Consider the following 24558-nt stretch of genomic DNA (forward strand, 5'->3'; position numbering starts at 1 on the left):
GACGTCTTCCGTTGGCGCGGACCACTCCCACTCAGGATCTGCAGTGAATCCCATCGCCATCTTTGCTGCGACTCGTTGGGAACTTCAGGCCGTTCGCCGTGCCCTCACGACGGATCGTGTCGAGGTCGTTGCCGGTGTCCGCTGCCATATAGGGCAGCGAGGGAATCGCGCCTATTGGCTCATGCAAACCGGCGTCGGTCCTGTTGCGGCCCGTGCAGTGGCGGGAGGGGTGTTGACGGCCCAGGCGATGTCGCTGGTCATGTCCACGGGTTTTGCCTGCGCGCTCGTGCCGGCTCAGGTGGGGGACCTCATCGTCGGCACAGGGGTCTCCTCGGTGCAGGGGGAAGGAACCTGGACAATCGGGAACGATCCTGTGTTTTGCGATGAGACCGTATGTGAAGGCCTTCTGGCCGTGGCGAAAGACGCAGGGTTAGTCGCGCGGGTTGGAACAGTCGTGTCATCGGACACCGTGGTGTGGCAGGCGTTGGAGAAACGCCGGTTGCAACGTCTGACCGATGCAGTCGGACTCGATATGGAGAGTGCGGCACTGGCGGCGGTCGCTCAGGAGCGGGATCTTCCGCTGGCGATCGTGCGGACGGTTTCTGATTTAGTGGACGAAGATCTTCCTCTTGACTTCAATCTTTTTCTCAGGCCCACTGGTTGGTTCAATGGCATGCAGGCGCTGATGAGTCGGCCTTCCAGCCTCGGGGGGCTGAATCGGTTGCGAAAGCAGAGTCGGGTGGCGGCGGATCGATTGACGGAATGGTTTCAGCGTTATGCCGAGACAGACAGATAGTGAATCGCTTCGACGGTCAAGGAGTCTGTCCGAATAATCCGAAAACGATGCAGATGCCGGTAGATTATACGCCGCAGCAGAATGGCAGAACTTGGACAGGCTCCTGAGGTAATCGATGACGAATGTGCTCGGACAGCTGGGGGCGTGGACGGTACACCGTGTACGGGAAATGGGCCGCATGTGGATGTTTATGCTGTCGTCTTTCGCCTGGCTCGCAAGACCCCCCTTTCGATTCCATCAAACGATGAAACAGCTTCACTTTGTCGGGTACAAGTCCACATTTGTCGTCGTACTGACGGCGGCGTTCACGGGGATGGTGTTGGCGCTGCAAGGGTATTACACCTTACGGAAGTTTGGCTCCGAGGGGTTGCTGGGTTCCGCGGTGGCGTTGAGTATGATTCGGGAGTTGGGGCCTGTGCTGGCTGCGCTGATGGTGACTGCTCGGGCTGGATCAGCCATGACTGCTGAGATCGGTATCATGAGGATCACGGAGCAGATCGATGCACTTGATACCATGGCGATCAATCCGCTGCAATACTTGATCGCGCCGAAACTGGTAGCCGGCCTGATCGGGGTGCCGTTGCTCGTGGCCATATTCGATGTGGTCGGTATTTATGGTGGTTCCCTCGTCGGTGTTGATTTATTGGGCGTGAGCGAAGGGGCCTACTGGAACTCGATCCAATCAGCCGTGGAATGGAAAGATGTCTACGGCGGCATTCTCAAGTCGATCAGCTTCGGGCTGATCATCAGTTGGGTCTGTTGTTATAAAGGGTTCTACACGAGACAGAGTGCCGAGGGGCTCGGGCGTGCGACGACGGAAGCGGTGGTCCTCTCGTCGGTACTGATCCTCGTAAGCGACTATTTCCTGACCTCGGTGCTGCTCTAGAACCGTAAGGGGTGAGGCGTGAGGGGTGAGGCGATTTCAAAGAAGCGAAGTTCTGCGCCCCTTACGCCTGACGCCTTACGCCTCACGGAACACGCATGATCAGGCTGCTCGGGGTCGAAAAACAACTCGGTGGGCAGCCGGTGCTGCAGGGCATCGATCTCTCGATCCCTGTCGGCAAGCTTACGACCATTATCGGTGGCAGTGGATCGGGGAAGAGCGTGCTTCTCAAGCACATGATCGGGCTCATGCAGCCGGATCGCGGTGAGGTGTGGGTTGGAGATGTGGAAATCTCCCGTCTGTCTGGCACACGTTTGAACGATGTGAGAAAACAGTTCGCAATGCTCTTTCAAGGAGCTGCGCTGTTCGACTCCCTCTCGGTGTTCGAAAATGTGGCATTCCCGTTGCGGGAGAAGTTGCGCATGAAAGGCCCGGACGTGGCGCGGCGGGTCGAAGAGAAGTTGGAAGAGGTCGGATTGGCAGGGATGGGACATAAGTTTCCCGCCGAGTTGAGCGGGGGCATGCGGAAGCGGGCTGGTCTGGCACGGGCCTTGGTCATGGAGCCGGGGATTATCCTCTTTGATGAACCGACGACAGGGTTGGATCCTCTGATGGCGAAATCAATTCACGATCTGATCGTCACCATGCAGCGGCGGTTCGGTTTTACTGCAGTCATGGTCAGCCATGAAATCCCGGAGATCTTCGGGATTTCCGATTGGGTGGCGATGCTTCGAAAAGGGAAAATTGTGTTGATGGCCACGGCTGCAGAATTCCCGCGGACCACAGATCCGGAGATTCGGGAATTCATTTCAGTCGGTGGCACTGTGATGCTGCCCAATTCGCTCGCTGAGTAAAGGAGGACTACCGGGGATGGAAAAAACCAAGCTGGAAATCGTGGTCGGCGTCTTCGTGCTCGTCGGCGTATTGTGCCTCGGGTATCTCTCCATCAAGCTCGGGAAACTCGAGATGATCGGCGGCGATGTCTATGAGGTCGAAGCCCAGTTCAACAGCGCCTCGGGGCTCAAACCTGGTTCGACGATTGAGATCGCCGGGGTCGAGGTCGGCAGGGTCCGGGGGATTACGCTCGTCGAGGATCGGGCGAAGGTGAAACTGGCAGTCAATAAGACCGTGAAACTCTATACGGACACCATTGCGTCCATCAAGACGCGGGGGATCATCGGGGAAAAATTTTTGGCCCTGAATCCGGGAGGGGGGGGCGACCCGCTCAAGCCGGGGGATATCATACGCGATACCGAATCGGGGCTCGATCTCGAGGAGCTGGTGAGCCAATTTGTGCATGGGAAAGTGAACTGAGCTAACTGGTTTGGCTGGTTGATTTGGTTTCTTTGGTTCATCTGGTTAGTTTCGTTTGACTACCTAACGAGACAAACTAAATAAACCAAACAACATTCTGATGCTGGAGGAGGGCACATGGAGATCAAGGGATCCGCTGCGACACAGGCGCAGCGATGGAGTTCGAAGTGGTTGCTCAGCGGTCTAGCCGGTCTGTTGTTGTTCGGCGGAGTTGCCGTCCAGCCGGCAGCGGCCGGCGGTGCGACGGAGGCCATGAAGCACACCATCGATCAGGTCCTCACAACCATTCAGGACAAAGAACTCAAACAACCGGGGAAAGCTGAAGAACGCCGGCACCGATTGGAACAGATTGTCGGAGACCGGTTCGATTATCAAGAAATGTCGAGGCGGTCGCTGGGCGCTCCCTGGAATACGTTATCCGACAAAGACAAACAAGAATTTGTCGGACTATTTCAGACCCTCTTGACCAACTCTTACGCCGACAAGATCGAATCCTACTCTGGAGAAGGTGTGAAGTATATCAATGAACGGACTGAGAACGACTATGCCGAAGTCAGGACAAAGGTATTGACTGGTAAGGTCGAAATTCCGCTCGACTACCGTTTGCTCAACAAGGGTGGTGATTGGCGGGTGTATGACGTGGTGGTGGACGGTGTGAGTTTGGTGAATAATTACCGGGGACAGTTCTCGAAGATCCTCCGGTCTTCAACCTACGCTGACCTCGTGGACCAGCTTCGCAAGAAGTCCGACAAGATCAAAGCCCAGTAACCCAATTCAAGAAGTCATGACGATCCTGCACGGCCTCCTTGCCGTTGTCATCCTGTTCCTTGTGGTGAACGGCGGCATGCTGCCGGACTGTGCCCGGGCTGATGTCCAATACTTTCCGGTTCCCGCTGTGTCCAGCAGCAAGAATGACGGGAATGACGCCGGCTTGATCCTTCCGATTCTGGTCACTGAGCCTGATGGAGAGCTCAAATACATTATCGCTCCGATGCTCATTCAAAATTCTATCGTGGGGACTCGCGGGACGATCAATCTGTTTCGATACGAGCCAGGGGGACGGGAAATGCGGCTCATCGGATCCTATACGGAGGAGATCGAGCGGAAACTGTTATTCAGTTACACCGATCCGGCCTTCAGTCAAGGGCGCTACTCGTTGAACTTCGGTGCCTCGTTTTTCAAGAACGCCACGGCTCGGTTTTTCGGTTTAGGGCAAGCGACCTCAGAGTCAGCGGAGACGAATTACACCGCGCGCGAAGGGCGGGCGAACTGGCGTTTCGGGGTCCATGCGAATGAAGTCACTCAGATTGCCATTGGTCAGCGATTCCGTCAAGTGACTCTGCAGGGGGGTGGGGCAACGGATCTTCCCTATACGGGCAACCAGTTCCCTTCCGTCGACGGCGTTCAAGGCGAAACCCTCATTCTTGGACACCGGGCGACGTTCTTTTACGATACGCGCGACAATCTTATCTCGCCGACCGATGGGATGGCCGTGACGGCCTATGCAGAACTGAACCAAAATATCCGCAACGGCGATCATCCCGTCTACTCCCGTTATGAGCTCGAGATCAAGAAGCTGCTACCGAGTGAGTCGAAACACGCGATTCTCATCATGCGGGCGGATCTTCAGGCTACGATTGGGGACCAAGTACCGTTCTTCGAGCAAAGCTCCTTGGGAGGGCAAAACAATTTGCGAGGCTATGGTGTCGATCGCTTCATCGACAAGAATCTTGTCGCGCTGAGTATCGAAGAGCGTATTCATCTGGCACGAGCGAAGGTGGCGGGGGTGATGGCGGACTTTGAGATTGCGCCGTTTCTGGATACGGGACAGGTGTTCAATGATTTCAAAGACGTGAGTTTTAAGGATTACCGTTTGACACCCGGTGTAGGGTTCCGCGGAATTGTTAGGCCCAACGTCGTCGGACGCGTTGACTACGGCTATAGTCAGGAGGGTGGAGCGGTCTTTGCCGGACTCGACTTCCCATACTGATCCATCGTCGCGAGGTATCATTGGTCGCGCGATATTTGGTCTGGCGCTGCTCGTCTGGCTCCTCTCCTTCGTCTGTGCCCAGCCATCGCCGGTCAAGGCGGAGGGGTTCGGTCCGTTTCCTGTCAGAAATTTCCAGCCCTTTCAGCAGCTGGTGTTGACTGTTCCAGGCGACCGCGCCGCCGTCGTGAAACAGGGTACTCTGGACGTACGGTTGGAACTTGCGGAGACGGCCAGTATCTACGACGATAATTCGCCGCCGATGAACGTGACTGTCAAATTTGAAACTCTCAGGTCCGGCCTCTTTCTTCGTTATGGTGCCACGGACAGATTGGAACTCGGGCTAGAGGTGCCGGTTCTCTATCGGTACGATGGATTTATGAATGGAGCCATTAAGGGGGTCGAGCGGGCCACGACTGGCTTGAATCCGGACCAAGCTGCGCTTGAGAACACCAGCTACGTGTTCAATGTCACTCGGAACGGTCAAACAATTATGAGCGGAGGTCCTGGTGCGACAGGGTTGGGGGATACGACGCTGATGAGCAAATATCAGTTCCTGAAGGAGGGGGCGGCGATGCCGGCTGTTTCCCTCCGTGGCGCGGTGAAGTTGCCGACGGGTGATCAATCGGCTTTTTTCGGAAGCGGAAGTCCTGATTTCGGATTGGGTCTCGCGGCTGAAAAACTTGTGGCTGGCCGATGGATACTCTATGGTAACGTGACCGGAGTTGTCCCGACCGGAACCATAGCAGGTTTTGGCCTGCACCCTACCCTGTCCGGGCTTGCGGCCATCGAATATCTCTGGTCAGAGAATCTGTCGGTCACAGCCCATTTTAACTACTATTCATCGCCATTTTCCGGGACCGGCTCGAATGTATTCGACAAGGATGTGACAGAATCAGTCCTAGGGTTCAGCTATCGCGTAGCCCAGCCTCTGTTGTGGCAAGTCTATGCAGTCGAAAATCTCGACTTCATTAGGGGGAGCGCAGCCGACTTCACGCTCTCGACGGTGTTGACCTATCGATTTGAGTCATGAGCGATACGGAAGATTCGGTGGTGAGAGAAGCTAACACCTTGACAACATGGGACTCTCATGTGAAACTCATCCCTGCGAGCGTCCAAACTGCCACACCGCTTTGCCAGTGATCATCAGGGCTTAGCTTGTTGTTACAGGGGTATGTGCGTACGCATTGACGCAAAGGAGCATCCGCTATGTCGATTTTGAAGACCATTCACAGTCCGGCTGATCTGAAACGGCTATCGCCAACGCAGTTTCCAGCCTTGTGCCAGGAGCTGCGGGAACAGATTATCGGCGTGGTATCCAATGTTGGAGGTCACCTGGCCTCGAACCTTGGAGTCATTGAACTGACTGTGGCCCTACATTCTCTGCTCAACACCCCCAAAGATAAGATCGTGTGGGACACGAGCAATCAAGCCTATGCACACAAGCTGCTGACGGGACGCCGCGAGGGGTTCCATACGCTCAGGCAATACGGAGGGTTGAGCGGTTTTTGTAAGCGTGAGGAAAGTGAATACGATACGTTCAATGCAGGCCATGCGGGAACCGGCGTATCCGCTGCCTATGGCATGGTCGAGGCGCGTGACCAGTTGAAACAGCGACACAAGGTCGTCTGCATTGTTGGTGACGGGGCGATGACGGCCGGGATGACGTTGGAAGGTTTGCAGCATGCCGGAGGGCTGGGAAAGGATTTCCTGGTCATTCTGAACGATAATCAAATGTCCATTTCGAAGAACGTCGGAGCCATTTCCTCCTACTTAAACCGGACCATCACCGGAGACTTTTATGACAAGATGCGGGAGGAGACAGGGCAACTGCTGGGGAAAATCCCCCATATCGGTCAGGACGTGCAAAAGTGGGCCCGCCGGGCTGAAGAGCTGGCCAAGGGAGCAATCCTTCCAGGGCTGCTCTTCGAAGAGCTCGGGTTCAGGTATGCCGGGCCGATCGATGGACATAACTTCGAGCATCTGTTGCCCACCTTGGAAAATGTATTGAAGATGAAGGGGCCTGTATTGCTCCATGTCGTGACGAAAAAAGGGCTGGGCTATGAGCCCTCGGTGAAGAATCCTGTGTGGTTCCATGCCTGTCCGCCCTTTGTGCGGGAGACCGGGGTGCCGGCAAAGAAAGCTGCGCGGCCGTCCTATACGCAGATTGCCATCGAATCATTAGTCAAGCTGGCCCGAGCGGACAAGCGGATCGTCGCGATTACAGCTGCAATGTGTGAAGGGACTGGCCTGAATATTTTCGAGAAAGAGTTTCCGGACCGGCTCTATGACGTCGGGATTGCCGAACAGCATGCAGTGACGTTTGCCGCAGGTCTTGCGACCCAAGGCCTCCGTCCGGTGGTGGCCTTGTATGCCACCTTCTTACAGCGTGCGTACGACCAGGTGGTGCACGATGTCGCGACACAAAACCTGCCAGTGACCTTCTGCATCGATCGCGGTGGACTGGTTGCGGAAGACGGGACGACACACCACGGGGCATTCGATTACGCATTTCTGCGACACATTCCAAACATGGTCGTCATGGCGCCGAAGGATGAAAATGAGCTGCAGCATATGATGAAAACCTGCGTCCTGCACGATGGGCCTGCTTCGGTGCGCTACCCGCGTGGACTCAGCCTGGGCGTCGCGATGGATAAGGAGCCGGAGGCATTGCCGGTCGGAAAGGGTGAGTTGTTGCGCGATGGCACGGAGGTGGCGATTGTGGCCATCGGTGTGCCGGTCTCCCCTGCCGTGACAGCGGCGAAGCGGCTTGAAGAAGAAGGTATTTCTGCGGCAGTGATTAATGCCCGTTTTGTGAAGCCTCTGGACCAGGACTTAATCGTCGAGGTAGCGAAGCGGGTTCGATACGTGGTGACGGTTGAAGAAGGCTGCAAAATGGGAGGGTTCGGCTCAGCCGTGCTTGAAGCCCTGTCCGATGGCGGCGTGACCGGTGTGACGACAAAGATTTTGGGGTTGCCGGATTGGTACATCGAGCAAGGGCCGCAGGATTTCCTGCGCGAACGATATGGGTTGACGGCGGACGGGATCTATCAGAGCGTGAAAGAGTTAATCGACAAGACACCAGCTGTGCCACGAGAACAGTTCACCTTTGCGTCATCGCTCGACCGGCTTCCGCATGGAGATGAGCAGGGAAGCTGACGGAAGGCGTGAGGGGGTAAGGCGAGAGTTAGGCGAATGCATATCACGAGACGGAAAACCAGGCAGATTCAAGTCGGCAAGGTCAAGATCGGCGGAGACGCCCCTGTGTCCGTTCAGTCGATGTGTTCGACGGATACGCGCGATACCGCTGCGACGATCGAGCAAATCCGCCAGCTGGAGGCAGCAGGGTGTGAAGTGATCCGTGTCGCCGTGCCGGACGATGAAGCGGCGGCTGCGCTGCCCAAGATCAAAGCAGCCATGACCGTCCCACTGATTGCGGACATTCATTTCGATCATCGACTGGCATTGAAAGCCGCGAAGGTTGTGGACTGCGTCCGGATCAATCCTGGCAATATCGGGGCCTGGTGGAAAGTCGAAGAAGTCATCAAGGCTGTGAACGATCACAACATTCCAATCCGCGTGGGAGTCAATGGCGGCTCGCTGGAGCGGGATCTGTTGGACAAGTACGGGTGGCCCTCACCGGAAGCGCTGGCTGAGTCTGCGCTCAATGCCGTCCATGCCCTCGAGGATGTGGGCTTCACGAACATGAAGGTGTCCCTGAAGGCGTCGGATGTACACCACGCAATCGATGCCTACTGGTTGTTCGCCCACCAGTCGGATTATCCGCTGCATATCGGAATTACAGAGGCAGGAACAGCGATGACCGGGGCAGTCAAATCCACCATGGGTCTCGGGTACTTGCTCTCGCAGGGGATCGGCGACACCTTGCGTGTATCGCTTGCGGCTGATCCGGTCGAGGAAGTGAAGGTGGGATTCGAAATCTTGAAGTCGCTCGAACTGCGGCATCGAGGGATCAATGTCATTGCCTGTCCGACCTGTGGCCGTGTAGAGATCGATGTGGTCAGAATGGCCAATGAACTGGAAAAGAAGCTCGGCCATATTAAGACCCCCCTCAACGTATCGGTCCTCGGCTGTGTCGTGAACGGGATCGGCGAAGGGAAGGAAGCGGATATCGGGATCGCTGGAGGCGAAGGCAAGGGTATCTTATTTAAGAAGGGCAAGCTTGTCCGCAAGGTGCCGATCGAAGAGTTGATGGATACGCTGATTTATGAAGTCGAGCTGATGGCCAAAGAAAAAGATGCTGAAGGAAACGGGGAGGTCATTGCTCCTTCGAGTGAAGGATGGGAGTCCCTTAATCCTGCATCAGATCGGTCCTCGACACTCGGAAAAGAAATTCCAGTTCTCTCCAGTAAGCGGTAGATCCCACCTTTAGCAGGATGCTCAAAAAGGCTGTCCAGCAAGGCCGCAGTGAACGAAGAGGCGAGGCATACGATTCGGTATGTTGAGCTTCTGAGCGAAGCGAGAACGCCGCTGGCAGACTTTTTCAGCATCCTGTGCTAGCCTCTCGCCTCTTTCCCAGACTATAATGCGTGCTTAGGGCGCCGTACCCAAGTGGTTAAGGGAGCAGTCTGCAAAACTGCGATGCAGCGGTTCGACCCCGCTCGGCGCCTCCACACCGCACTGGTGCGTGGTCTGTCTGGTTCATCTGGTCTATCTGGTTTGTTTGGTTCATTGAGTTGGTCTGGTTCAACCAAATAGACCAGACAGACCGAACAGACTAAATGGGCCATCCCGATACCCTACCACTCCCCTGCCGGCCATCGACGTCCTGCCTCCCGGAGCGACCCTTCCAGACTGCTCTGGGAAGAAAGTCCGGCAGAGAACGGATGACTTGTGGAGATCGTCGTACACATGGTGGTGGAAAGTAAATTGACGGGCGACAAAATGGAGTGCTAGAATCTCAAACGTCTACAACCTGCTAGTTCGGTGGCCGGATCGCCATCGTCACCATTACAGATTAAAAAGAAGGAGAGAGAGGAATGGCCGTTCCACTTTCCCAGATGGCTACTGTCACGAAGTATGTGCTTGCCCAGAAGATGAAAGGGGTGAAGCGGTATCCTCTCGTGTTGATGTTGGAACCCCTATTCCGTTGCAATTTGGCCTGCGCCGGCTGCGGAAAAATTCAATATCCTGATCATGTGCTGGACAAGCGGCTCACCCCCGAGCAGTGTTGGGCGGCGGCGGAGGAATGTGGTGCTCCGATCGTCAGTATCCCAGGCGGCGAACCCATGATCCATCCCGAGATGCCCAAGATTGTCCGTGGGTTGGTTGAGCAGAAGCGGTATATCTATCTCTGCACCAATGCAATTTTGATGGAGCGAAAACTCGACGAGTATCAGCCTTCAAAGTTCCTGACATTCAGCGTCCATATGGATGGCCTGAAGGACGAACACGATTTAGCTGTGTGTCGAGATGGTGTCTATGACGTGGCGGTGAAGGCGATCAAGGCGGCACTGAAGCGGGGACACCGCGTTACGACCAATACGACTCTCTTCGACGATGCCAATCCCGAGCGGGTGAGGAAATTTTTCGATGCCATGACGGAGCTCGGCGTCGAAGGCATGATGATCTCGCCTGGCTACAGTTACCAGAAAGCGCCGGACAAGCAGCATTTTCTGAAGCGAGAACGCACGAGGGAATTATTTTCTCGTATTTTGGGGAACCCAAAGAAGGAGTGGCAGTTCAATCAATCACCACTCTTCTTGGATTTCTTGATGGGGCGGCGGGAGTATCAATGCACCCCCTGGGGTAATCCGACCTATAACGTGTTTGGATGGCAGAAGCCCTGCTATTTGCTGCAAGAAGGCTACGCGAAGACGTTCCGTGAATTGATGGACAGCACGGAATGGAATCACTATGGAACAGGGCGGAATGAGAAATGCGCCGATTGCATGGTGCATTGCGGGTATGAACCGTCCGCAGTCGAAGATACGTTCGGAACGATGTCCGGGTTCGGCCGGACCGTCAAGCTGACGATGGTCCCCACCTCGCGATGACGGGCTGCGTGAAGCGTCGTTCGTCTCTCGTCGTTTGCACGAAAGACACACGCTTCACGAGACACGCTTCACGTTTCACGACTCCTCAATGACCGATACCAAGAATCACAGTGGTAGTGTGACCGGATCGCCGCAAGGCCGCGTATTTCAGCCGGCTTCCTTCTCCGAACTCGTCGAGGCGGTAGAGGTGGCGTTTGATTATCGCGGCGATGTGACTATATCATTGAAATCCGGCGAATCCCTCAGTGGATACCTCTTCAATCGCCAGGTCAGGGAGTCCGATTCCTCTATTGACGTGTTTCCTTCCGATGCTTCTCCGGCTCGCCAGATCCGGTATGACCAGATCGTGACAATCGCCTTTACCGGGGAGGATACGGCCACTGGGAAATCCTGGGAAAGCTGGATTGCCAAGAAAGAATCGGAGCGACGAGCCGAAATCGCTCGTGTCGCAGCCGACGCAAAAGCGCGAGGAATCTTGTAAGGTCCCTTTTTCCCCTTCTGCTCTCCGTTCTGTTTTTCATTCCGAAGCCGCATCGTTGAGCACAATCCACAAGTGCTTGAAAACAGGCTCACCCGTCCATTATCTCTGAGTGCCACTTCGTTGACAACGTGTAGGGGCTATGTTAAAAATTGCCCTTTAAAATTGGCCAAGGTCTGCCAAATTGGGCGAGACGGACGCTACGCTCGGCGACGGAAAGAGTCGTCAGTCCGGAGCATGTGAGGCACATACAGGCTGTACAGAATAGGTCACGCTGGCGGGAATGGATCCTGGCCATTGCGGTATTGGTTGGGCTCCCTTCTGTGGTGTCTGCGACGCATGAAGCTGACCATCGGTTTACGGTCGAAGGGTATGTCTGCGGAGCTGATGGAAAAAGCAGTGCGGATACTGATGTGCTCGTCAAGGATACCAGGATTTCCTACGGACAGGTCGTAAAGACTGACGGGGAGGGGTACTACAAAGCGTCATTCCACCTTCATAACGACAATCTTGACGACCCGCTTCTCATTGAAGCCAAAGGAGAGCGGCAAGAACGGAAAGTATCGTTTGACCCAAAGGATTTAGAGACGGAGCGGGTCATCCAGGTCAATTTTGGGAGCGGTTGCGTACGAGACAAGGGTAGCGATTTTTTATGGCTCTATCTAGGGTCGGGGGCCATGGCGGTGGCAGTCGGCGGCTTCATTGGAGCCAAATTGATTCGTTCAATGCGAAGGCAGGAGCCGAAACGAGGGAAGTCCCAGGGGAAGCATAAGAAGTAGCCGATGCAGTCCGTGGGGATGGCGTGCACCTCGCTGGATCGGTAATCGGAGTAGCCGGGGAGTACGAGTGTCGTCACGGTATTCTTTAGATTTTCGCTTTTGCCGGGTAGGGAGCTTCCTGGTGGAGGCATTTTTTTTGTCTTCGTCTGAGAGTGACCCGTCTTTGATAGAGCGAGGAAAGAGGAACGGATGAAGGTCATGAAACAGTTTAGAGTCTTGCAGCTGGCAGTCCTCGTGGGAGTAGGGCTTTTCCTGACGGCATGTGGAGGAGAAGGAGGTGGGGAAGGGCCGATCGTCCCGCCGCCGCCGGCCCCTGCTGAGTGGGCTGACAAACATATGCCGTCTGACTGGTGGACCGACGCGGCCAAACTCGAAGAAGGGCGCAAACTTTACACCGGTGAGACAAATCCTGATGTGAATTGTGGGAGCTGTCACGGTAAGGATGGGAAACCGACCAAGGCCGGCGCCCGAGACTTTCGCGTCTCGGATCGGATGAAGCTCTATTCCGACTCAGTGTGGGCCTGGCGGATCGCCGAAGGAGTTCCCAATACAAAGATGAAGGCATGGAAGAGCAAGCTGTCGGAGGAAGATATCTGGAAGCTTGTGTTGTTTACGGCGAGCTACGGGTTGCCTGGGAAGAGATGGGACACCGCAACGAAATCTTGGGTTGATGCGGCAAGTGCCTCGGCAGCTCCTACTGCAGTTCCCGCTGTTCAGGAACCGGCCGGCAAGTGATGAGGGGTTCGTTCCAGCAGTCGCGACAAGCAGACTGCGGAGAGGTTTGTGGGTACACCGGGACGTCATGGGGCCTCCTGGTCCCGGATACGAGGATGTACTCCACGTAGGATGTTCAATAAGGCTTTCCAGCAAGGCCGCAGGGAGCGCAGCGGGGACGCGTACGCTTCGGTACGTAGATTCTCCGAGTGCTGCGAGAACCTCGCTGGTAGATTCTTCAGCATCCTGCCAGATCTTCTCGTTGTCCCCGTTCATGTTTTTGTTGAATTGTCGCACGGTTCACGGTGAAATGACGCTAGTCGGTACAACCCGCAACCTCCTGACGCCCAAGACCTTCGGTTGCAGGGAATGAGCGGGGTGAAGAGCGGATACCGTGGAACCGGAAAAGAGGATGGGCCTTGGCCGTCTCTTCGATACGCTGGCTTTAATCTTAATCTAATGACAAGAGCGTATGCTGCGGATATCTCGATGTCGGACGGCCTCCTAGCGAGGAGAGGCGTTGAAATACTATGAAAATGTGGCAGCGCGGTCTGACGTTCGTCTGTGCGCTCCTGGTGTTGTTCGGCGGTGCGGCCTATGCCCAAACTCCCGGCCTGTCTGCGGTGGAGTTTCCCTATACAGGAAATCGGACCGCCGTATGGATTGTCGCCCAGCTGCACACGCTCTTCGGGGCGTTCATTCTCGGCGCCCCGATCTTTATCGTCATCTCAGAATGGTTAGGCTATCGGAAACAGGACCTTCGGTACGACCGCTTGGCCAAAGAGGTCACCAAGGTCACGGTCATTCTCTTCAGCATAACGGCTCTGACAGGGGGCCTGTTTATTTTCGTGCTCCTCGCCGCATACCCGCAGTTTACCTCGTGGTTCATCAATCAATTCTATCTCGTGTTTGCGGTGATCTACCCGCTTCTGTTCATCGGTGGGACGATCGTGTTGTACGCGTATTTCTACACGTGGGATGCCTGGAAGGGTGAAAAGAAGGGGCGGCATATCGCGCTTGGTGTGCTCCTCAATCTCCTCTGTATGGTCACGATGTTTGTGATCAATGGCCCGACATCGTTCATGAATACTCCGCTGAAGGGCGAAGGTGTCTCGCCACAAGATCTCCTGGCAGCGGCGAGCTTGTGGGAGAAGATCGCCAATCAAAGCTGGATGCCGCTGAATCTCCACCGGATCGACGGTAACGTGGCGTTCGGAGGATTCGTGACAGGTATGATCGCCGCCTATATGTATATGGGGGCAAAAACGCAAGAAGATCGGGCCTACTACGATTGGATGGGTTTCATCGGAAATTTGATCGCCGTGGGCGCGACGCTGTTCCAGCCCTTCACGGGATTACTGATGGCGTATGAGATGTGCGATTACGATTTTTCGTTCTGTCCGTACATGATGGCCGACCAGCTCTCGATGTTTTTCGAAATGCAGGGGGCAATGGTCGGACTGATGTTCCTGGCGATCAACTATTACGCCTGGCTCAGTCTAAAGCGCATTGAGGGGGCCGAAAGGGTCCGGATGACGATCCTGACACCCATCGTCATAGTGGCGTTACCCTTCGTCATGATGGCGGTGATGAATATCTATTGGATTCCCGACCCGAAGGGGCTGCTGTTCCTCCTGCCGTTGATTCTGGCGCCATTTCTTTTGGGTCGATTCATCCCGTGGACGGTCTCTGCGCGGACGGTGATTAAAATCGGCTTTTTGATGATCATCGTGAGCGATGCGATCTGGCTCACTCCCCGCGGATTCGCGGCCACCGGCGCCAATCTGGCGCCGGGGTTGGAACTGCCGTCGGATTGGGACATCCTGGCCACGATGCCGGCGAAAGTTTCCGCGATGTTCACGTTGGTGTTTGCCACGGTCGTCAACTATATTTTGTATAACCGGGCCATCAAGCAAGGCATGATCCACTGGGGGAAAATAGATTTCACCTCCCAGTTCGTGTTGATATTCCTCGCGTTCACGTCAATCTGGACGATGGGTTTGATGGGCGCGGTCCGTTCGCTGGTGCGGAAGTTCTTCCACACCTACAGTTTGGTGCCCGACCTCACCGCGGAGTCGTTCACGCCGACTCTGTCCTATTCTGCCTGGTGGATTACCGGGATTACCGTCGTCTTTTTCGCCGTCGTAAGTTTGGCTATCATCGTGGCGCTTCGGCCTTCCGAGTCGAAGGGCCATGTACCCGAACGCACCCCTGTGCCTGCTAGGGCCAAGTAACGGGTGCGGAACGCCTGCTGAGAGAACGAGAATCGCATGGGCAATGTGATGAAGAAGCTGGCGATCGGTCTGGTAGTGGGCGGTGTACTGGTCGGCGTCGCGAGGGGGCTCGAGTTTCCCTTCGTCTTTCAGATGCTGTTCCTTGGCTTCGCGATGCTGGGGGCGTTCGTTTTCATGCTGCTGGATGCGCCGCCGCTCAGGACTATGAGCGGGGGGAAATCGGTGTTTGCCCTCGTGGCGTTCTATCTGCTGTTGTGTGCAGTCTGTATCGCCGGCGCGGCGTTTCTGCCGCAATTTGACCCCGAAGATGAAAAGGGGAAGATCGCAAAGATTTTGAAGTCCCAGATCGAGGCCTCTGAAAAGGGGAAAACCGAGGAATTGATCGCGCGTGCCAAGGCGCTTGATGAGCAGGTCAAAGCCCTGGAGGTGCGGCTCAAGGCACTGGGCACGGATCAGGTCGTGCCGGCGCCGCAGCAGGCCGGGACGCCTCCTGCCCCAACGCCCAGTGTGGCGGTCGGCGATTTTATGAAGCTGGGAGAAGAACAGTGGCAGCTGATGGAATGCTACAACTGCCACAAGCTGAGGGGTGAGGGTGGAAAGAAGCGCGGTCCGGAGCTGGATAACATCGGCTCGTTTCTGACGGTCGACGAGATTAAGCAGAAAATTAGCGATCCCAAGAGTTTCATGGCCGAGGGATTCGAGAAGGAATGGGAGAAGGGCAGGATGCCCGACAAGTTTAAAGACCTCATGGAGCCAAAGGATCTTCAGGCGCTCGCGTCCTGGTTGGGGACATTCAAGAATACATCGGTCAACACGCCGAAGCCGATTAAGAAGAAGTAGGATGCAACCTAAACTGAAATCGAAGGTCCGCTGTACGGATCGGGAAATCGGAGAAGTGACCAAGGTCATCATGGACCCGCTGTCTCAGGAGGTCAGCCATGTCGTCGTATCGATGAACGGCTCGGGTGAACGGCAGGTGTTGATGGGGGCGGTCCACACCATCACGGACGATCTGGTGCAACTACGGTCGTCCTCCGCCGAAGTCATAGCCTTGCCGCCCTTCAAGCGGGAGGACTATGTCACGCTGCATGAAGTAGAGATTCCCGGCCTTGAGAGACATGTGCACGTCGAGTCGGGTGAAGTGCTTGTGCCGCTCCCTGAACTGGAACGAAACGTCAAGCGACGGACGTTCTTTGCGAATTTGACCTATGTGACGGGGCTGTTTATCGGATTGCCGCTGGTCTATCCCGTGCTGAAGTTCTTGATGAATCCGATGTATGCCTCGTTGGACAACCGTTGGTTGATGGTCGGCAACATTGCGAAAGTGAAGACGGAGGATGTCGGAACCCAATTCCAGTACAAACGCAGGGTCAAAGAAGCCTATATGCCCGAATCTGAAATCGAGAAGAATGTGTGGGTGGTCAAGGCGACTCCCGCGGTACTGGAACGAGTCTATCAAGGGAAGGATTTGGAGTTTCGGGATGCCGCCGGAAAACCCATCTGGACCAATAAAAAAGACATCCCCTACCTGGCATTTTCTGGAAAGTGCCCTCACCTTGGGTGTGGATTTAAGTGGCGAAATCACAAGGTGCTTGGGCCGGTCTTCCTGTGTCCCTGCCACTTGAGCATCTATGATGCGTCCGGCAAGGTGCTGGATGGTCCTGCCCCGCGCCCCCTCGACATGATGCCGATTCAGGTGTCTGCGAGCGGCGAAGTGCACATCATCGACATGGAATTCAAAGCCGGGACGAAATCCCAAACGCGGATCGTGTGATGAGCGAGGATCCTTCTGCCGGCACGCAGATATCGGTCACGGAGCGAGTCTTCACCTTTGTCGATGAGCGGGTGGGGCTGAAGCAGCTCACCGCGAAGATGCTCAATGAGTCGGTCCCGGGCGGCTCACGCTGGGCCTATGTTTTCGGGTCCATCCTGTTGTTTATCTTCATCATGCAGGCGGTCACGGGCGTGCTGCTGATGTTCTACTATGTGCCCACCGCAGACCATGCCTATGCGAGCACCCAATATATCATCCATGACATCGACTATGGATGGTTCCTGCTGAGTTACCATTTCTGGGGCTCCTCCGCCATGGTTCTCTGCGTCTTTGCGCACATGTCTCAGGTCTTTCTCTGGGGTGCGTATAAGAAGCCGCGCGAACTGATCTGGCTGGTCGGGTTGGCGCTTTTCGCCCTCGTCATGGGATTCGGCTTTACGGGCTATTTGCTTCCGTGGGACCAGCGAGCCTTCTGGGCCACGACTGTCGGCGTTGAGATTATGGATAAGGTGCCGGTGATCGGAGACTTCATGGCGCGCTTCCTCAAGGGGGGCCCGACCCCGGGGCAGATGACCTTGAGCCGGTTTTTTGTCATTCACGTCATGGTGCTTCCGGCAGCTCTGATTGGGTTGGCAGGCCTGCATCTCTTCCTTTTTCGATGTGCGGGACCGGCTGGCCCTTTCAGGGGTACAGCCATGGAGTTGAAGGCGAAGACCGACTACTTTTTCCCACGGCAGATTTGGAAGGATGTCGTCGGGATGGCGGTCGTCTTTGCCTGTATCAGCGGATTGGCCTTCTGGGAGCCGGTCGTCTTGTTGGATGAAGCGACACCTGACCCCGGCGATTATCATCCCGAACCGGAATGGTACTTCTTATTCATATTCCAGCACCTGCGTCTGAGGATGTTCTCCGGCGAGTTGGGGCAGATTCTCGGTTCAATCGTATTTCCCGGTCTCTTAGGGCTCGTGCTGGTTTTCCTGCCTTTCTTCGACCGAAGCCCCGAACGGAATATTTTTAAACGGCCGATAGCACTTATCGGATGGGTGGTACTCACAGCTTCGATTCTGCTTTTTACGGTGTCTGCCATTATTAATCGAGAGTTCTTGGATTAGCAGGATGCTGAAAAGATCTGTCGGCATGAAGAAGGTTGAGGTTCAGGCTAAGGTCGAGGCTTGGAGGAGTGCGTTGGGCCTTCACTCAACCTCAGTCTGCCTGCCCGCCTGCGCTCATCGTTGGATACCTGCATGAACGATCCCATGTCTCCCACCAAGCTTGGGTTTGGCATTCTCTGGCCCGCCTTCTGGACGGGCTTGCCGATCAAGCTTGCCATCGCAGTACTTTTTCTAGCCTTCGGGATTGTGCAATTTGAAACCAGGATCGCTCTCGCGTTCATGATGCTCCTGGCAAGCCCTGTGACGGTGTTTGCCCTTCCAACAATCACCCTGGGATTGGACTCGCATATCGGCGAAGGAGCGGGCATCGTATTACTGTTTCTACTGGCAATTCCAATCGATATGTGGGCGCTCAGAGTCGTCGGCCGAACGTTTTTCCTCGAACAATGCCGTCGTGAGCCACCAGCCGGTTTGGGGCTGACCCTCTGGTGGAAGTGCGCATTGGTCGGCGCCATTTACCTTCCGATCCTCTGGTTCGTTCAGAGCGCGGTGACCGATGCCTCGATCTCTGCGGCCCATTCGCTGTTCGAAGACGGTGTTCTGGAGGGGACTCCGATTGCGGAGCGAATCAGCATTGAGCTGACCCTTTGGGGTACCGTGGCCACGGCAACGCTTTCCTTGATGCTGATCATAGGCTTTTCGCTGGTGGGGCGGATGATTCGTGGTACGGTGCAGATGGCGCCGCATGCCTCGGAGAATTATGAAGGCCTGATTGCGCGCTGGGACTTGATGCGGGTTCCGGTAGATCAAGGGTTACTGCTGACTGTGGTGTCCTGTGTGGCTGTTGTGCTGTCGATCCTGTTCTGGTTTTCTCTCCCGCAGTTTACACCGCATCCCCACGAATGTTGCAAGAAGGTAGAAGCAAAGGCCGAGCCGGAGATCAAACCGCTCGACGTACTGACAAAAAACGAAAATTTGATTGCACAGCTTGCGGCGCGGGTTGAATTTTTGATAGAACAGCAGGCGGCCGCGAACCTGGAAAAGGAAAAGAGTAGGCCAGTAGGCGAGGCAGCGATGAGTGAGCCTGAAACGACAGGGTCCGGTGCGCCCGCCGCCATGAAACCATAAACGTGGGAGATGATGAGGTGAGGGCAATGCAACATCAGGGTGGATGGATTCAGCGGCTTCTCCAGGTCTGTAGGGATCATGGAGGTACACTCTCGATGCTCGCGATAGTTGCGGGCCTCTTTAGTCTCCCCGTATTGGCCTTCGGGGCCGATGCCGCGCCGCCGGCTCCGACCGAGTATCGTGATGTGCCTTACGTCGGTGCCCGTAACGTGATTTGGGTTATCGCCCAGTTGCATTTGCTGCTCGCGGGGTTTGTGCTGGGTGTGCCGATGTTTGCTTGGGTATGCGAAATCGTCGGCTGGAAGGGCGGTGAAAAGCGGTACGACAAACTCGCCAAGGAGTTTACCAAGCTCCTGACCTCCGCCTATTCCACGACCGCCCTCTTCGGCGGCATCCTCTTGTTCCTGCTGATCGGGTTTTATCCCAAATTGATGAATTACCTGAGCGATATTTTCTTCCCGTCGTTTATTGTCTACTGCATCCTGTTCTTGGCTGAGACCGCAACCCTCTACCTCTACTGGTATGGCTGGGACACGATGCAGGATGGCGGGAAGAAAACCTTTCATATTTTCCTCGGCTTCATGCTGAACTTCTTCGCGTTTTTTATCATGATCATCCCGAACTCCTGGGCGACGTTCCAGTCCAGTCCGGTCGTGCTGGCTGAGGGGTCGGATATTGCACGGGCCTGGGCCGCAACATGGAACCCGACCTGGTGGCCCGTCAACATTCACCGTATCATCGCGAACGTCGTGCTCGGGGGCTACATCTGCGGTGCCTATGCCGGGATCCGCTACCTGTCCGCGAAGACCGCTGAAGAGCGCAGCCACTACGACTGGATGGGCTATGTCGGGAACTTCATCGGGGTCTTCGGTCTCTTGTCCCTTCCCTTCGCCGGCTATTGGCTCATGCGTGAAATCTATCAGTACAACCAGCAGATGGGGATCACGCTCATGGGCGGCTTCCTGTCCTGGCTGTTCATTCTGCAGGCCATGCTCATCGGCGTGCTCTTTCTAGGATCGAACTATTATTTCTGGATCGGGATGACCTATCGCATCCCGGGATCCGACATTAAATATAAGAAACAAATGTTGGCGATGCTGATCGCGCTGCTGGTCTGCCTGGGTATCTGGATGACGCCCCACTCACTCGTGGCCAGTATGGAAGAAGCGAGGAAGATGGGTGGAAGTCACCATCCGCTGCTCGGCGTCTTCGGCGTCATGTCGGCCAAGATGACCGTCGCGAATCTCATGATCCTCGTCACCTTCATGAGTTTCATCATGTATTGGCGGGCCGGTAAACAGGAAACGGTGGGCTGGGCAAAAATTGCGAAAATCTTCATGGGTTTCATCCTTGCCGTTTCGGCGATCGTGGTCATCGTTCTGGGCGTGTGGGGCTACTTCGTGCCCGCGATCGTCCGCATCAATTATTTCTCCACGTCGCAAGTATTGGTCGTGCTTGCAGTCCTATTGACGATCACTCCGCTGACGAGCATTCTGCTGAAGACCGCCAAGGTCACGACGGAAATGAACTGGGGCGTGATGCCTCCCCGGGCCGGCTATTCCCTTGTGCTCAATGCCATCATGATCATCCTCCTGATGACGCTGATGGGGTACGCACGGTCGTCTTCGCGCGTCCATTGGCATGTCTATGGTGTGCTCCGCGATACATCGCAATATGCGTACTCCCCCGCGCTCGGCTATGCCTCAGGCATCATGGCCTTGTGCACATTCTTATTCTGTATGATCGTGGCATTTATCTTCTGGGTTGCCACCATGGGCGATAAGGCGAAGGCGCCGGCTGTATCGAGCAAAGCGGGGCTGCCGCAGGGCCTGCCGGCGATGGCCGGCGCATCGAACGCGCTCGATGAACCGAATGCTCGCAAGTTGTGAATCATGGACGTGGGATTGTGAGGGCAATGCAGTATTGAGGGCCAAGCACTTCTTGCTGCCCAAAGGGGATATATGAGTGAAATCGTTCGACTACAGTTGATTGGTCTCGGTGTGATGGGGCTGGGCATTCTCGCCCTGCTTTTTATTCGAGGCACGTTCATCCGAGTCACCGGATTTGTCACGATTATACTGGGCCTCTTCACGCTCGTGTCATTGTCGATTCCGCAAATGGCGTCCCTGCCGCCGGTTGAGGAGAAGTTCGACATTGCCACGGTCAAAACACCAACCGACTTGGCGGCCATTGGGCAAAAGGTTTTTTTTAGCAAGGGGCAGTGTGCCCTGTGTCACACCATTGGTCCCAGTGAATCGGCACGCTGCCCGGATTTAAAGGGAATCGGAGCCAAGCTGAGCCGCGAGTTTCTGTATGAGAGTTTGACGCAGCCGCAGGCCTACATCTATCAAGACTATCGCGTTGAAGGGATGGCGAAGGAGTATCCGGCCACCATGCCCTATATCAATAAGAATCCCATCGGACTGTCAAGGAATGAGATTCTCGCTGTTATTGCATTCTTGCAGCAGATGAGCGGGGAGCCGATTTCCATTGCGGTATCCGAGCTGGCGGCGCCTGAGCAGGCCCCGGCCGTTCCGGTGCAGAAGGCAGCCGAGTCCGTCCCGGTAGCCGTGGCGCAAGTTCATTGAGGAGGAATGTATGAAGGGTGCATTGGTCACGCCCATCATTGTGACGGTGGTCGTCTATCTCTTCTGCAAGTTTATTGTGCCCATTATACCCGGCTCGGCGCCGCTGCCGTCCAGCGTCATCATTCTGTATATGATGTTGACCATCTCGGGGATCGGGATCTTCTACACACTGAGCAAAGATTCCAAGGATGCCTTCTGGGGCCCGATCGAGCGATTCTTGACGGGAGATGGTATCGGCGGAATGCAGGCGTTACGCTGGGGTGTCCTGATCTGCTTTCCGTTGCTTGTCGGCTGGCAAACTTATAACAGCACAGCGGTCAGCGATCAGCCTCCCTCGGAGAACCGGACGATTCATCCGGCCCCGCCGGGCGAATACGCCGGCCTGTCGAATCCTGTTGCCAAGACCCCGGATGCCATCCAACAAGGGAAGGGTTTCTATGCCGCCTATTGTTCCCCCTGCCATGGCGGAAACTTCGACGGCAAGGGATCGGCAGCGAGAGGATTCAGCCCTCCTCCGGCGAACTTCGCGGACCCAACGACAATCGCCATGCTCCAGGAAAGTTATCTCTTCTGGCGCATCAAGAAGGGCGGCGTCGGCCTCCCGATTGAAGGGATGCCATGGAAATCCGCGATGCCACGCTGGGAATTGGAGCTCCCCGACGAATGGATCTGGAAGATCATCATGGGCGAGTACGACGGAGCGCATCAATCACCGAGGACGTGGGAATGAGAAGGCGGGTCTGATGTCTTCCGTGCTCGCGGACCGCGCGCCCTCAGAAGGGCCTCGGTCGACGCGCGCAGTAGAAGACAATCAGACCCGCCCAGCGGGAGACGGAGAAAGAGGGAGCTTATGAAGCATGGTCTGAGTCGAATCGTTCCGAACGTCGCCGTTGGCGCCGGGCTAGTTCTGGGACTGCTGCTGGCACCGCTGGCGGCCCAGCCGGCTTGGGCCGAAGAAAAGGCCCCAGCCAGCGCGTCACCCGAATCGGCATCGGAAAGTAATGCAGTCACTGCTCCGTTGGTGAAGGGTGGACTGCCGGCCGATGATCCAACAGCAGCAGTCTGGAACAGCGCGCCCCAGGCGAAATTCCCGATGTCGCCGCAAGTCCATTGGCCGAACCGCATTCTAGATGCCACGGTCAAGGATTTGAGCGTGCGAGCCTTGCATGACGGAACCAAGGTCGCCATTCTTTTGGAGTACGCAGATCCGACCGAAGATGCGGACGATGCAGCTGCGATTGAGTTCATGGTGGGCGATAAGAAGGCCCACTTTGCCCATGGTCAGCCGATGTTGCAGGTGGAAGGCGGGCCGGTCAATATCTGGTTTTGGAGAAACAAAGATGCGAAGGGCGTCGACATGAATGCCATGGGCTTCGGCACCCTCAAGACGCAAGAGCATCAGGACGTGCAGGCCAAAGGCGTCTATTCCAACGGGACATGGAAAGTGGTCTTTACCAGGCCGCTCGAGACCGGACATCTTGAAGAAGATACGCAGATCCCAATGGGCGGGTTTATCAATATTGCCTTCGCCGTCTGGGATGGCAAGAAAGACGTCAGCGGCGCGGTGAAGGAGAAGGGGTCCCAAAAGGCGGTTTCCTCCTGGTGGAATTTCCGCGCAGAGGCGCCGCCCAATTATTCGGGCTACTACTACGCGGCCATTGCGGTGGGTTTGGCTTTCGGATTCCAGTTTTTTCTGATCCGTAATCTCAAGAAAGGGCCTCGAGCATGAAGGCGGTCCCCTTATACGTATCGGGAGTGGTGAGTGCGCTGATCGGCATCGGGGCCCTGGTTGCCGGGGGTTGTGCCAACGATCAGCAGGCGAAGGGGCATGAACTCTACAACCACTATTGCTCGCACTGTCACGGCGAGAGTGGACGCCAGAACGAAGGGTATAATTGGTCCTCTATGCCGGACCCGAAGCCCAAAGACCTCACGAATAAAGCAGAGATGAGCACGCTCAAGGACAAGGACATCTTCGAGACGATTTACCGGGATATGAAAGATACGGGTGAAGGGGGCGACGAGATCGGCGATGACGAGTTCGGCGTGCCTACCATGCCGACGTTCAAGTACACCCTGTCGGAAGACGAGATATGGGCGATTGTCGGCTATGTCCGGGGCCTCCACGGCACGAAATTGGAGTTCAAGGTCGAAGAGAGAAAGAAACAGTTGGCTGACGCACTCACGGCGGCTCAAGCCAATTTGGACCAGGCGACGAAGGCATACGAAGAGGCTGAAAAGAAGGCCAACGATGAGGCTGAAGCGAAAAACGTCGATGTCGACGATGCGGCTTATGCCAAGGAATTGGCTGCCATGGCTCAGGCGAAAAAGGATCGTGATGCGGCCCAGACCGCGGTCAATAATTTTTCGTCCAGGCCGGGGAAAGGCCAGAGTGTGGCCAGGCCCGATCTCACCGTGAAGCCGGCAGAGATTCCAAAGTTGGTGGAGATCGGCAAGCGGTATTATGAGGACAAGTATGGCTGCAACGGCTGCCATGCCATCGGCGGTGAGGGAGGGAAGGTCGGGCCGGCGCTCGATCGAGCAGGGTTCAGATTGAATGCGACCTGGGTCTATCGGTGGCTGAAGAACCCACAGGCGATGGATGCAGAGACCAGGATGCCGGCGCTCGGGCTCAGTGATGCCGATGCCAGGGCCGTGACGATGTACCTTACTACGTTGCGCGCGCCCGCAAATCCAGAGGGTTCGACCAACAAGCCGGAAGAGCCTTTACCCGTCAGCAAGCCGGCAAGCTGA

General features: G+C 55.9%; 23 protein-coding genes and 1 tRNA gene. All 24 read left to right on the forward strand.

Annotated features, from left to right (window positions below; genetic code table 11):
• The first annotated feature begins 43 nt into the window (after window positions 1-43).
• The 24 genes from HZB34_07580 (at window position 44) to HZB34_07695 (ending at window position 24558) form a co-directional block, all read left to right on the forward strand.
• Entirely contained in the window at window positions 44-796 is a 753-nt protein-coding gene (locus HZB34_07580) for a hypothetical protein (protein ID MBI5315816.1), read from the forward strand.
• Window positions 797-911: 115 nt separating this feature from the next.
• On the forward strand, window positions 912-1682 hold the full coding sequence (locus tag HZB34_07585; GenBank protein MBI5315817.1) for an ABC transporter permease: 771 nt from the start codon (window positions 912-914) through the stop codon (window positions 1680-1682).
• Window positions 1683-1777: 95 nt separating this feature from the next.
• Entirely contained in the window at window positions 1778-2533 is a 756-nt protein-coding gene (locus HZB34_07590; GenBank protein MBI5315818.1) for an ATP-binding cassette domain-containing protein, read from the forward strand.
• 16 nt (window positions 2534-2549) lie between these two features.
• Complete coding sequence (gene mlaD, locus HZB34_07595; protein MBI5315819.1) at window positions 2550-2993, forward strand: outer membrane lipid asymmetry maintenance protein MlaD; 444 nt, start codon at window positions 2550-2552, stop codon at window positions 2991-2993.
• A gap of 117 nt (window positions 2994-3110) precedes the next feature.
• Window positions 3111-3761, forward strand: a complete 651-nt coding sequence (locus HZB34_07600) for an ABC transporter substrate-binding protein (protein MBI5315820.1) — start codon at window positions 3111-3113, stop codon at window positions 3759-3761.
• A 16-nt stretch (window positions 3762-3777) separates the two neighbouring features.
• Window positions 3778-4983, forward strand: a complete 1206-nt coding sequence (locus HZB34_07605) for a BamA/TamA family outer membrane protein (GenBank protein MBI5315821.1) — start codon at window positions 3778-3780, stop codon at window positions 4981-4983.
• Entirely contained in the window at window positions 4958-6013 is a 1056-nt protein-coding gene (locus HZB34_07610; protein MBI5315822.1) for a DUF3187 family protein, read from the forward strand. Before HZB34_07605 ends, HZB34_07610 begins: the two co-directional genes overlap by 26 nt.
• A gap of 176 nt (window positions 6014-6189) precedes the next feature.
• Window positions 6190-8139, forward strand: coding sequence for a 1-deoxy-D-xylulose-5-phosphate synthase (locus HZB34_07615; protein ID MBI5315823.1), 1950 nt, complete (start codon window positions 6190-6192; stop codon window positions 8137-8139).
• Between the two features lie 36 nt (window positions 8140-8175).
• Window positions 8176-9360, forward strand: coding sequence for a flavodoxin-dependent (E)-4-hydroxy-3-methylbut-2-enyl-diphosphate synthase (ispG, locus tag HZB34_07620; GenBank protein ID MBI5315824.1), 1185 nt, complete (start codon window positions 8176-8178; stop codon window positions 9358-9360).
• A gap of 178 nt (window positions 9361-9538) precedes the next feature.
• Window positions 9539-9614, forward strand: a tRNA-Cys gene (locus tag HZB34_07625).
• Window positions 9615-9980: 366 nt separating this feature from the next.
• Window positions 9981-10997 (forward strand): adenosyl-hopene transferase HpnH, encoded by a 1017-nt coding sequence (gene hpnH / locus HZB34_07630; GenBank protein ID MBI5315825.1) that lies wholly within the window; start codon window positions 9981-9983, stop codon window positions 10995-10997.
• Window positions 10998-11085: 88 nt separating this feature from the next.
• A complete protein-coding gene (locus tag HZB34_07635) occupies window positions 11086-11478 on the forward strand; it encodes a hypothetical protein (protein ID MBI5315826.1) in 393 nt (130 codons plus the stop codon).
• 236 nt (window positions 11479-11714) lie between these two features.
• On the forward strand, window positions 11715-12254 hold the full coding sequence (locus tag HZB34_07640; protein ID MBI5315827.1) for a hypothetical protein: 540 nt from the start codon (window positions 11715-11717) through the stop codon (window positions 12252-12254).
• Between the two features lie 198 nt (window positions 12255-12452).
• Window positions 12453-12989, forward strand: a complete 537-nt coding sequence (locus HZB34_07645; GenBank protein ID MBI5315828.1) for a cytochrome c — start codon at window positions 12453-12455, stop codon at window positions 12987-12989.
• A 509-nt stretch (window positions 12990-13498) separates the two neighbouring features.
• On the forward strand, window positions 13499-15202 hold the full coding sequence (locus HZB34_07650; protein MBI5315829.1) for a cytochrome ubiquinol oxidase subunit I: 1704 nt from the start codon (window positions 13499-13501) through the stop codon (window positions 15200-15202).
• 36 nt (window positions 15203-15238) lie between these two features.
• A complete protein-coding gene (locus tag HZB34_07655; GenBank protein ID MBI5315830.1) occupies window positions 15239-16042 on the forward strand; it encodes a c-type cytochrome in 804 nt (267 codons plus the stop codon).
• A 1-nt stretch (window position 16043) separates the two neighbouring features.
• Entirely contained in the window at window positions 16044-16976 is a 933-nt protein-coding gene (locus HZB34_07660; protein ID MBI5315831.1) for a ubiquinol-cytochrome c reductase iron-sulfur subunit, read from the forward strand.
• On the forward strand, window positions 16976-18088 hold the full coding sequence (locus HZB34_07665; protein ID MBI5315832.1) for a cytochrome bc complex cytochrome b subunit: 1113 nt from the start codon (window positions 16976-16978) through the stop codon (window positions 18086-18088). The genes HZB34_07660 and HZB34_07665 overlap by 1 nt, the downstream gene beginning before the upstream one ends.
• A 132-nt stretch (window positions 18089-18220) precedes the next feature.
• Window positions 18221-19216, forward strand: coding sequence for a hypothetical protein (locus HZB34_07670; protein ID MBI5315833.1), 996 nt, complete (start codon window positions 18221-18223; stop codon window positions 19214-19216).
• Between the two features lie 95 nt (window positions 19217-19311).
• Window positions 19312-21105 carry a cytochrome ubiquinol oxidase subunit I gene (locus tag HZB34_07675; protein MBI5315834.1) on the forward strand — a complete coding sequence of 598 codons (1794 nt, stop codon included), beginning with the start codon at window positions 19312-19314 and terminating at the stop codon, window positions 21103-21105.
• Window positions 21106-21177: 72 nt separating this feature from the next.
• The gene (locus HZB34_07680) at window positions 21178-21804 is read left to right on the forward strand and encodes a cytochrome c (GenBank protein MBI5315835.1); all 627 of its coding nucleotides are present in this window, start codon (window positions 21178-21180) and stop codon (window positions 21802-21804) included.
• A gap of 10 nt (window positions 21805-21814) precedes the next feature.
• On the forward strand, window positions 21815-22534 hold the full coding sequence (locus HZB34_07685) for a cytochrome c (GenBank protein MBI5315836.1): 720 nt from the start codon (window positions 21815-21817) through the stop codon (window positions 22532-22534).
• A 120-nt stretch (window positions 22535-22654) separates the two neighbouring features.
• Window positions 22655-23533 carry a hypothetical protein gene (locus HZB34_07690; GenBank protein MBI5315837.1) on the forward strand — a complete coding sequence of 293 codons (879 nt, stop codon included), beginning with the start codon at window positions 22655-22657 and terminating at the stop codon, window positions 23531-23533.
• Window positions 23530-24558 (forward strand): c-type cytochrome, encoded by a 1029-nt coding sequence (locus HZB34_07695; GenBank protein ID MBI5315838.1) that lies wholly within the window; start codon window positions 23530-23532, stop codon window positions 24556-24558. The genes HZB34_07690 and HZB34_07695 overlap by 4 nt, the downstream gene beginning before the upstream one ends.

This window comes from Nitrospirota bacterium (assembly GCA_016219645.1).
In the GTDB taxonomy this organism is placed as follows: domain Bacteria; phylum Nitrospirota; class Nitrospiria; order Nitrospirales; family Nitrospiraceae; genus Palsa-1315.

Excerpts from the sequence above, each read along its gene's own strand:
- HZB34_07650 (MBI5315829.1), top strand. The coding sequence starts at position 13,499 with ATGAAAATGTGGCAGCGCGGTCTGACGTTCGTCTGTGCGCTCCTGGTG.
- HZB34_07645 (MBI5315828.1), top strand. The coding sequence starts at position 12,453 with ATGAAACAGTTTAGAGTCTTGCAGCTGGCAGTCCTCGTGGGAGTAGGG.
- HZB34_07670 (MBI5315833.1), top strand. The coding sequence starts at position 18,221 with ATGAACGATCCCATGTCTCCCACCAAGCTTGGGTTTGGCATTCTCTGG.
- HZB34_07590 (MBI5315818.1), top strand. The coding sequence starts at position 1,778 with ATGATCAGGCTGCTCGGGGTCGAAAAACAACTCGGTGGGCAGCCGGTG.
- HZB34_07675 (MBI5315834.1), top strand. The coding sequence starts at position 19,312 with ATGCTCGCGATAGTTGCGGGCCTCTTTAGTCTCCCCGTATTGGCCTTC.
- HZB34_07660 (MBI5315831.1), top strand. The coding sequence starts at position 16,044 with ATGCAACCTAAACTGAAATCGAAGGTCCGCTGTACGGATCGGGAAATC.
- HZB34_07685 (MBI5315836.1), top strand. The coding sequence starts at position 21,815 with ATGAAGGGTGCATTGGTCACGCCCATCATTGTGACGGTGGTCGTCTAT.
- HZB34_07665 (MBI5315832.1), top strand. The coding sequence starts at position 16,976 with ATGAGCGAGGATCCTTCTGCCGGCACGCAGATATCGGTCACGGAGCGA.
- HZB34_07600 (MBI5315820.1), top strand. The coding sequence starts at position 3,111 with ATGGAGATCAAGGGATCCGCTGCGACACAGGCGCAGCGATGGAGTTCG.
- HZB34_07695 (MBI5315838.1), top strand. The coding sequence starts at position 23,530 with ATGAAGGCGGTCCCCTTATACGTATCGGGAGTGGTGAGTGCGCTGATC.
- HZB34_07680 (MBI5315835.1), top strand. The coding sequence starts at position 21,178 with ATGAGTGAAATCGTTCGACTACAGTTGATTGGTCTCGGTGTGATGGGG.
- HZB34_07690 (MBI5315837.1), top strand. The coding sequence starts at position 22,655 with ATGAAGCATGGTCTGAGTCGAATCGTTCCGAACGTCGCCGTTGGCGCC.
- HZB34_07635 (MBI5315826.1), top strand. The coding sequence starts at position 11,086 with ATGACCGATACCAAGAATCACAGTGGTAGTGTGACCGGATCGCCGCAA.
- mlaD (MBI5315819.1), top strand. The coding sequence starts at position 2,550 with ATGGAAAAAACCAAGCTGGAAATCGTGGTCGGCGTCTTCGTGCTCGTC.
- HZB34_07615 (MBI5315823.1), top strand. The coding sequence starts at position 6,190 with ATGTCGATTTTGAAGACCATTCACAGTCCGGCTGATCTGAAACGGCTA.
- HZB34_07655 (MBI5315830.1), top strand. The coding sequence starts at position 15,239 with ATGGGCAATGTGATGAAGAAGCTGGCGATCGGTCTGGTAGTGGGCGGT.
- hpnH (MBI5315825.1), top strand. The coding sequence starts at position 9,981 with ATGGCCGTTCCACTTTCCCAGATGGCTACTGTCACGAAGTATGTGCTT.
- HZB34_07585 (MBI5315817.1), top strand. The coding sequence starts at position 912 with ATGACGAATGTGCTCGGACAGCTGGGGGCGTGGACGGTACACCGTGTA.
- ispG (MBI5315824.1), top strand. The coding sequence starts at position 8,176 with ATGCATATCACGAGACGGAAAACCAGGCAGATTCAAGTCGGCAAGGTC.
- HZB34_07605 (MBI5315821.1), top strand. The coding sequence starts at position 3,778 with ATGACGATCCTGCACGGCCTCCTTGCCGTTGTCATCCTGTTCCTTGTG.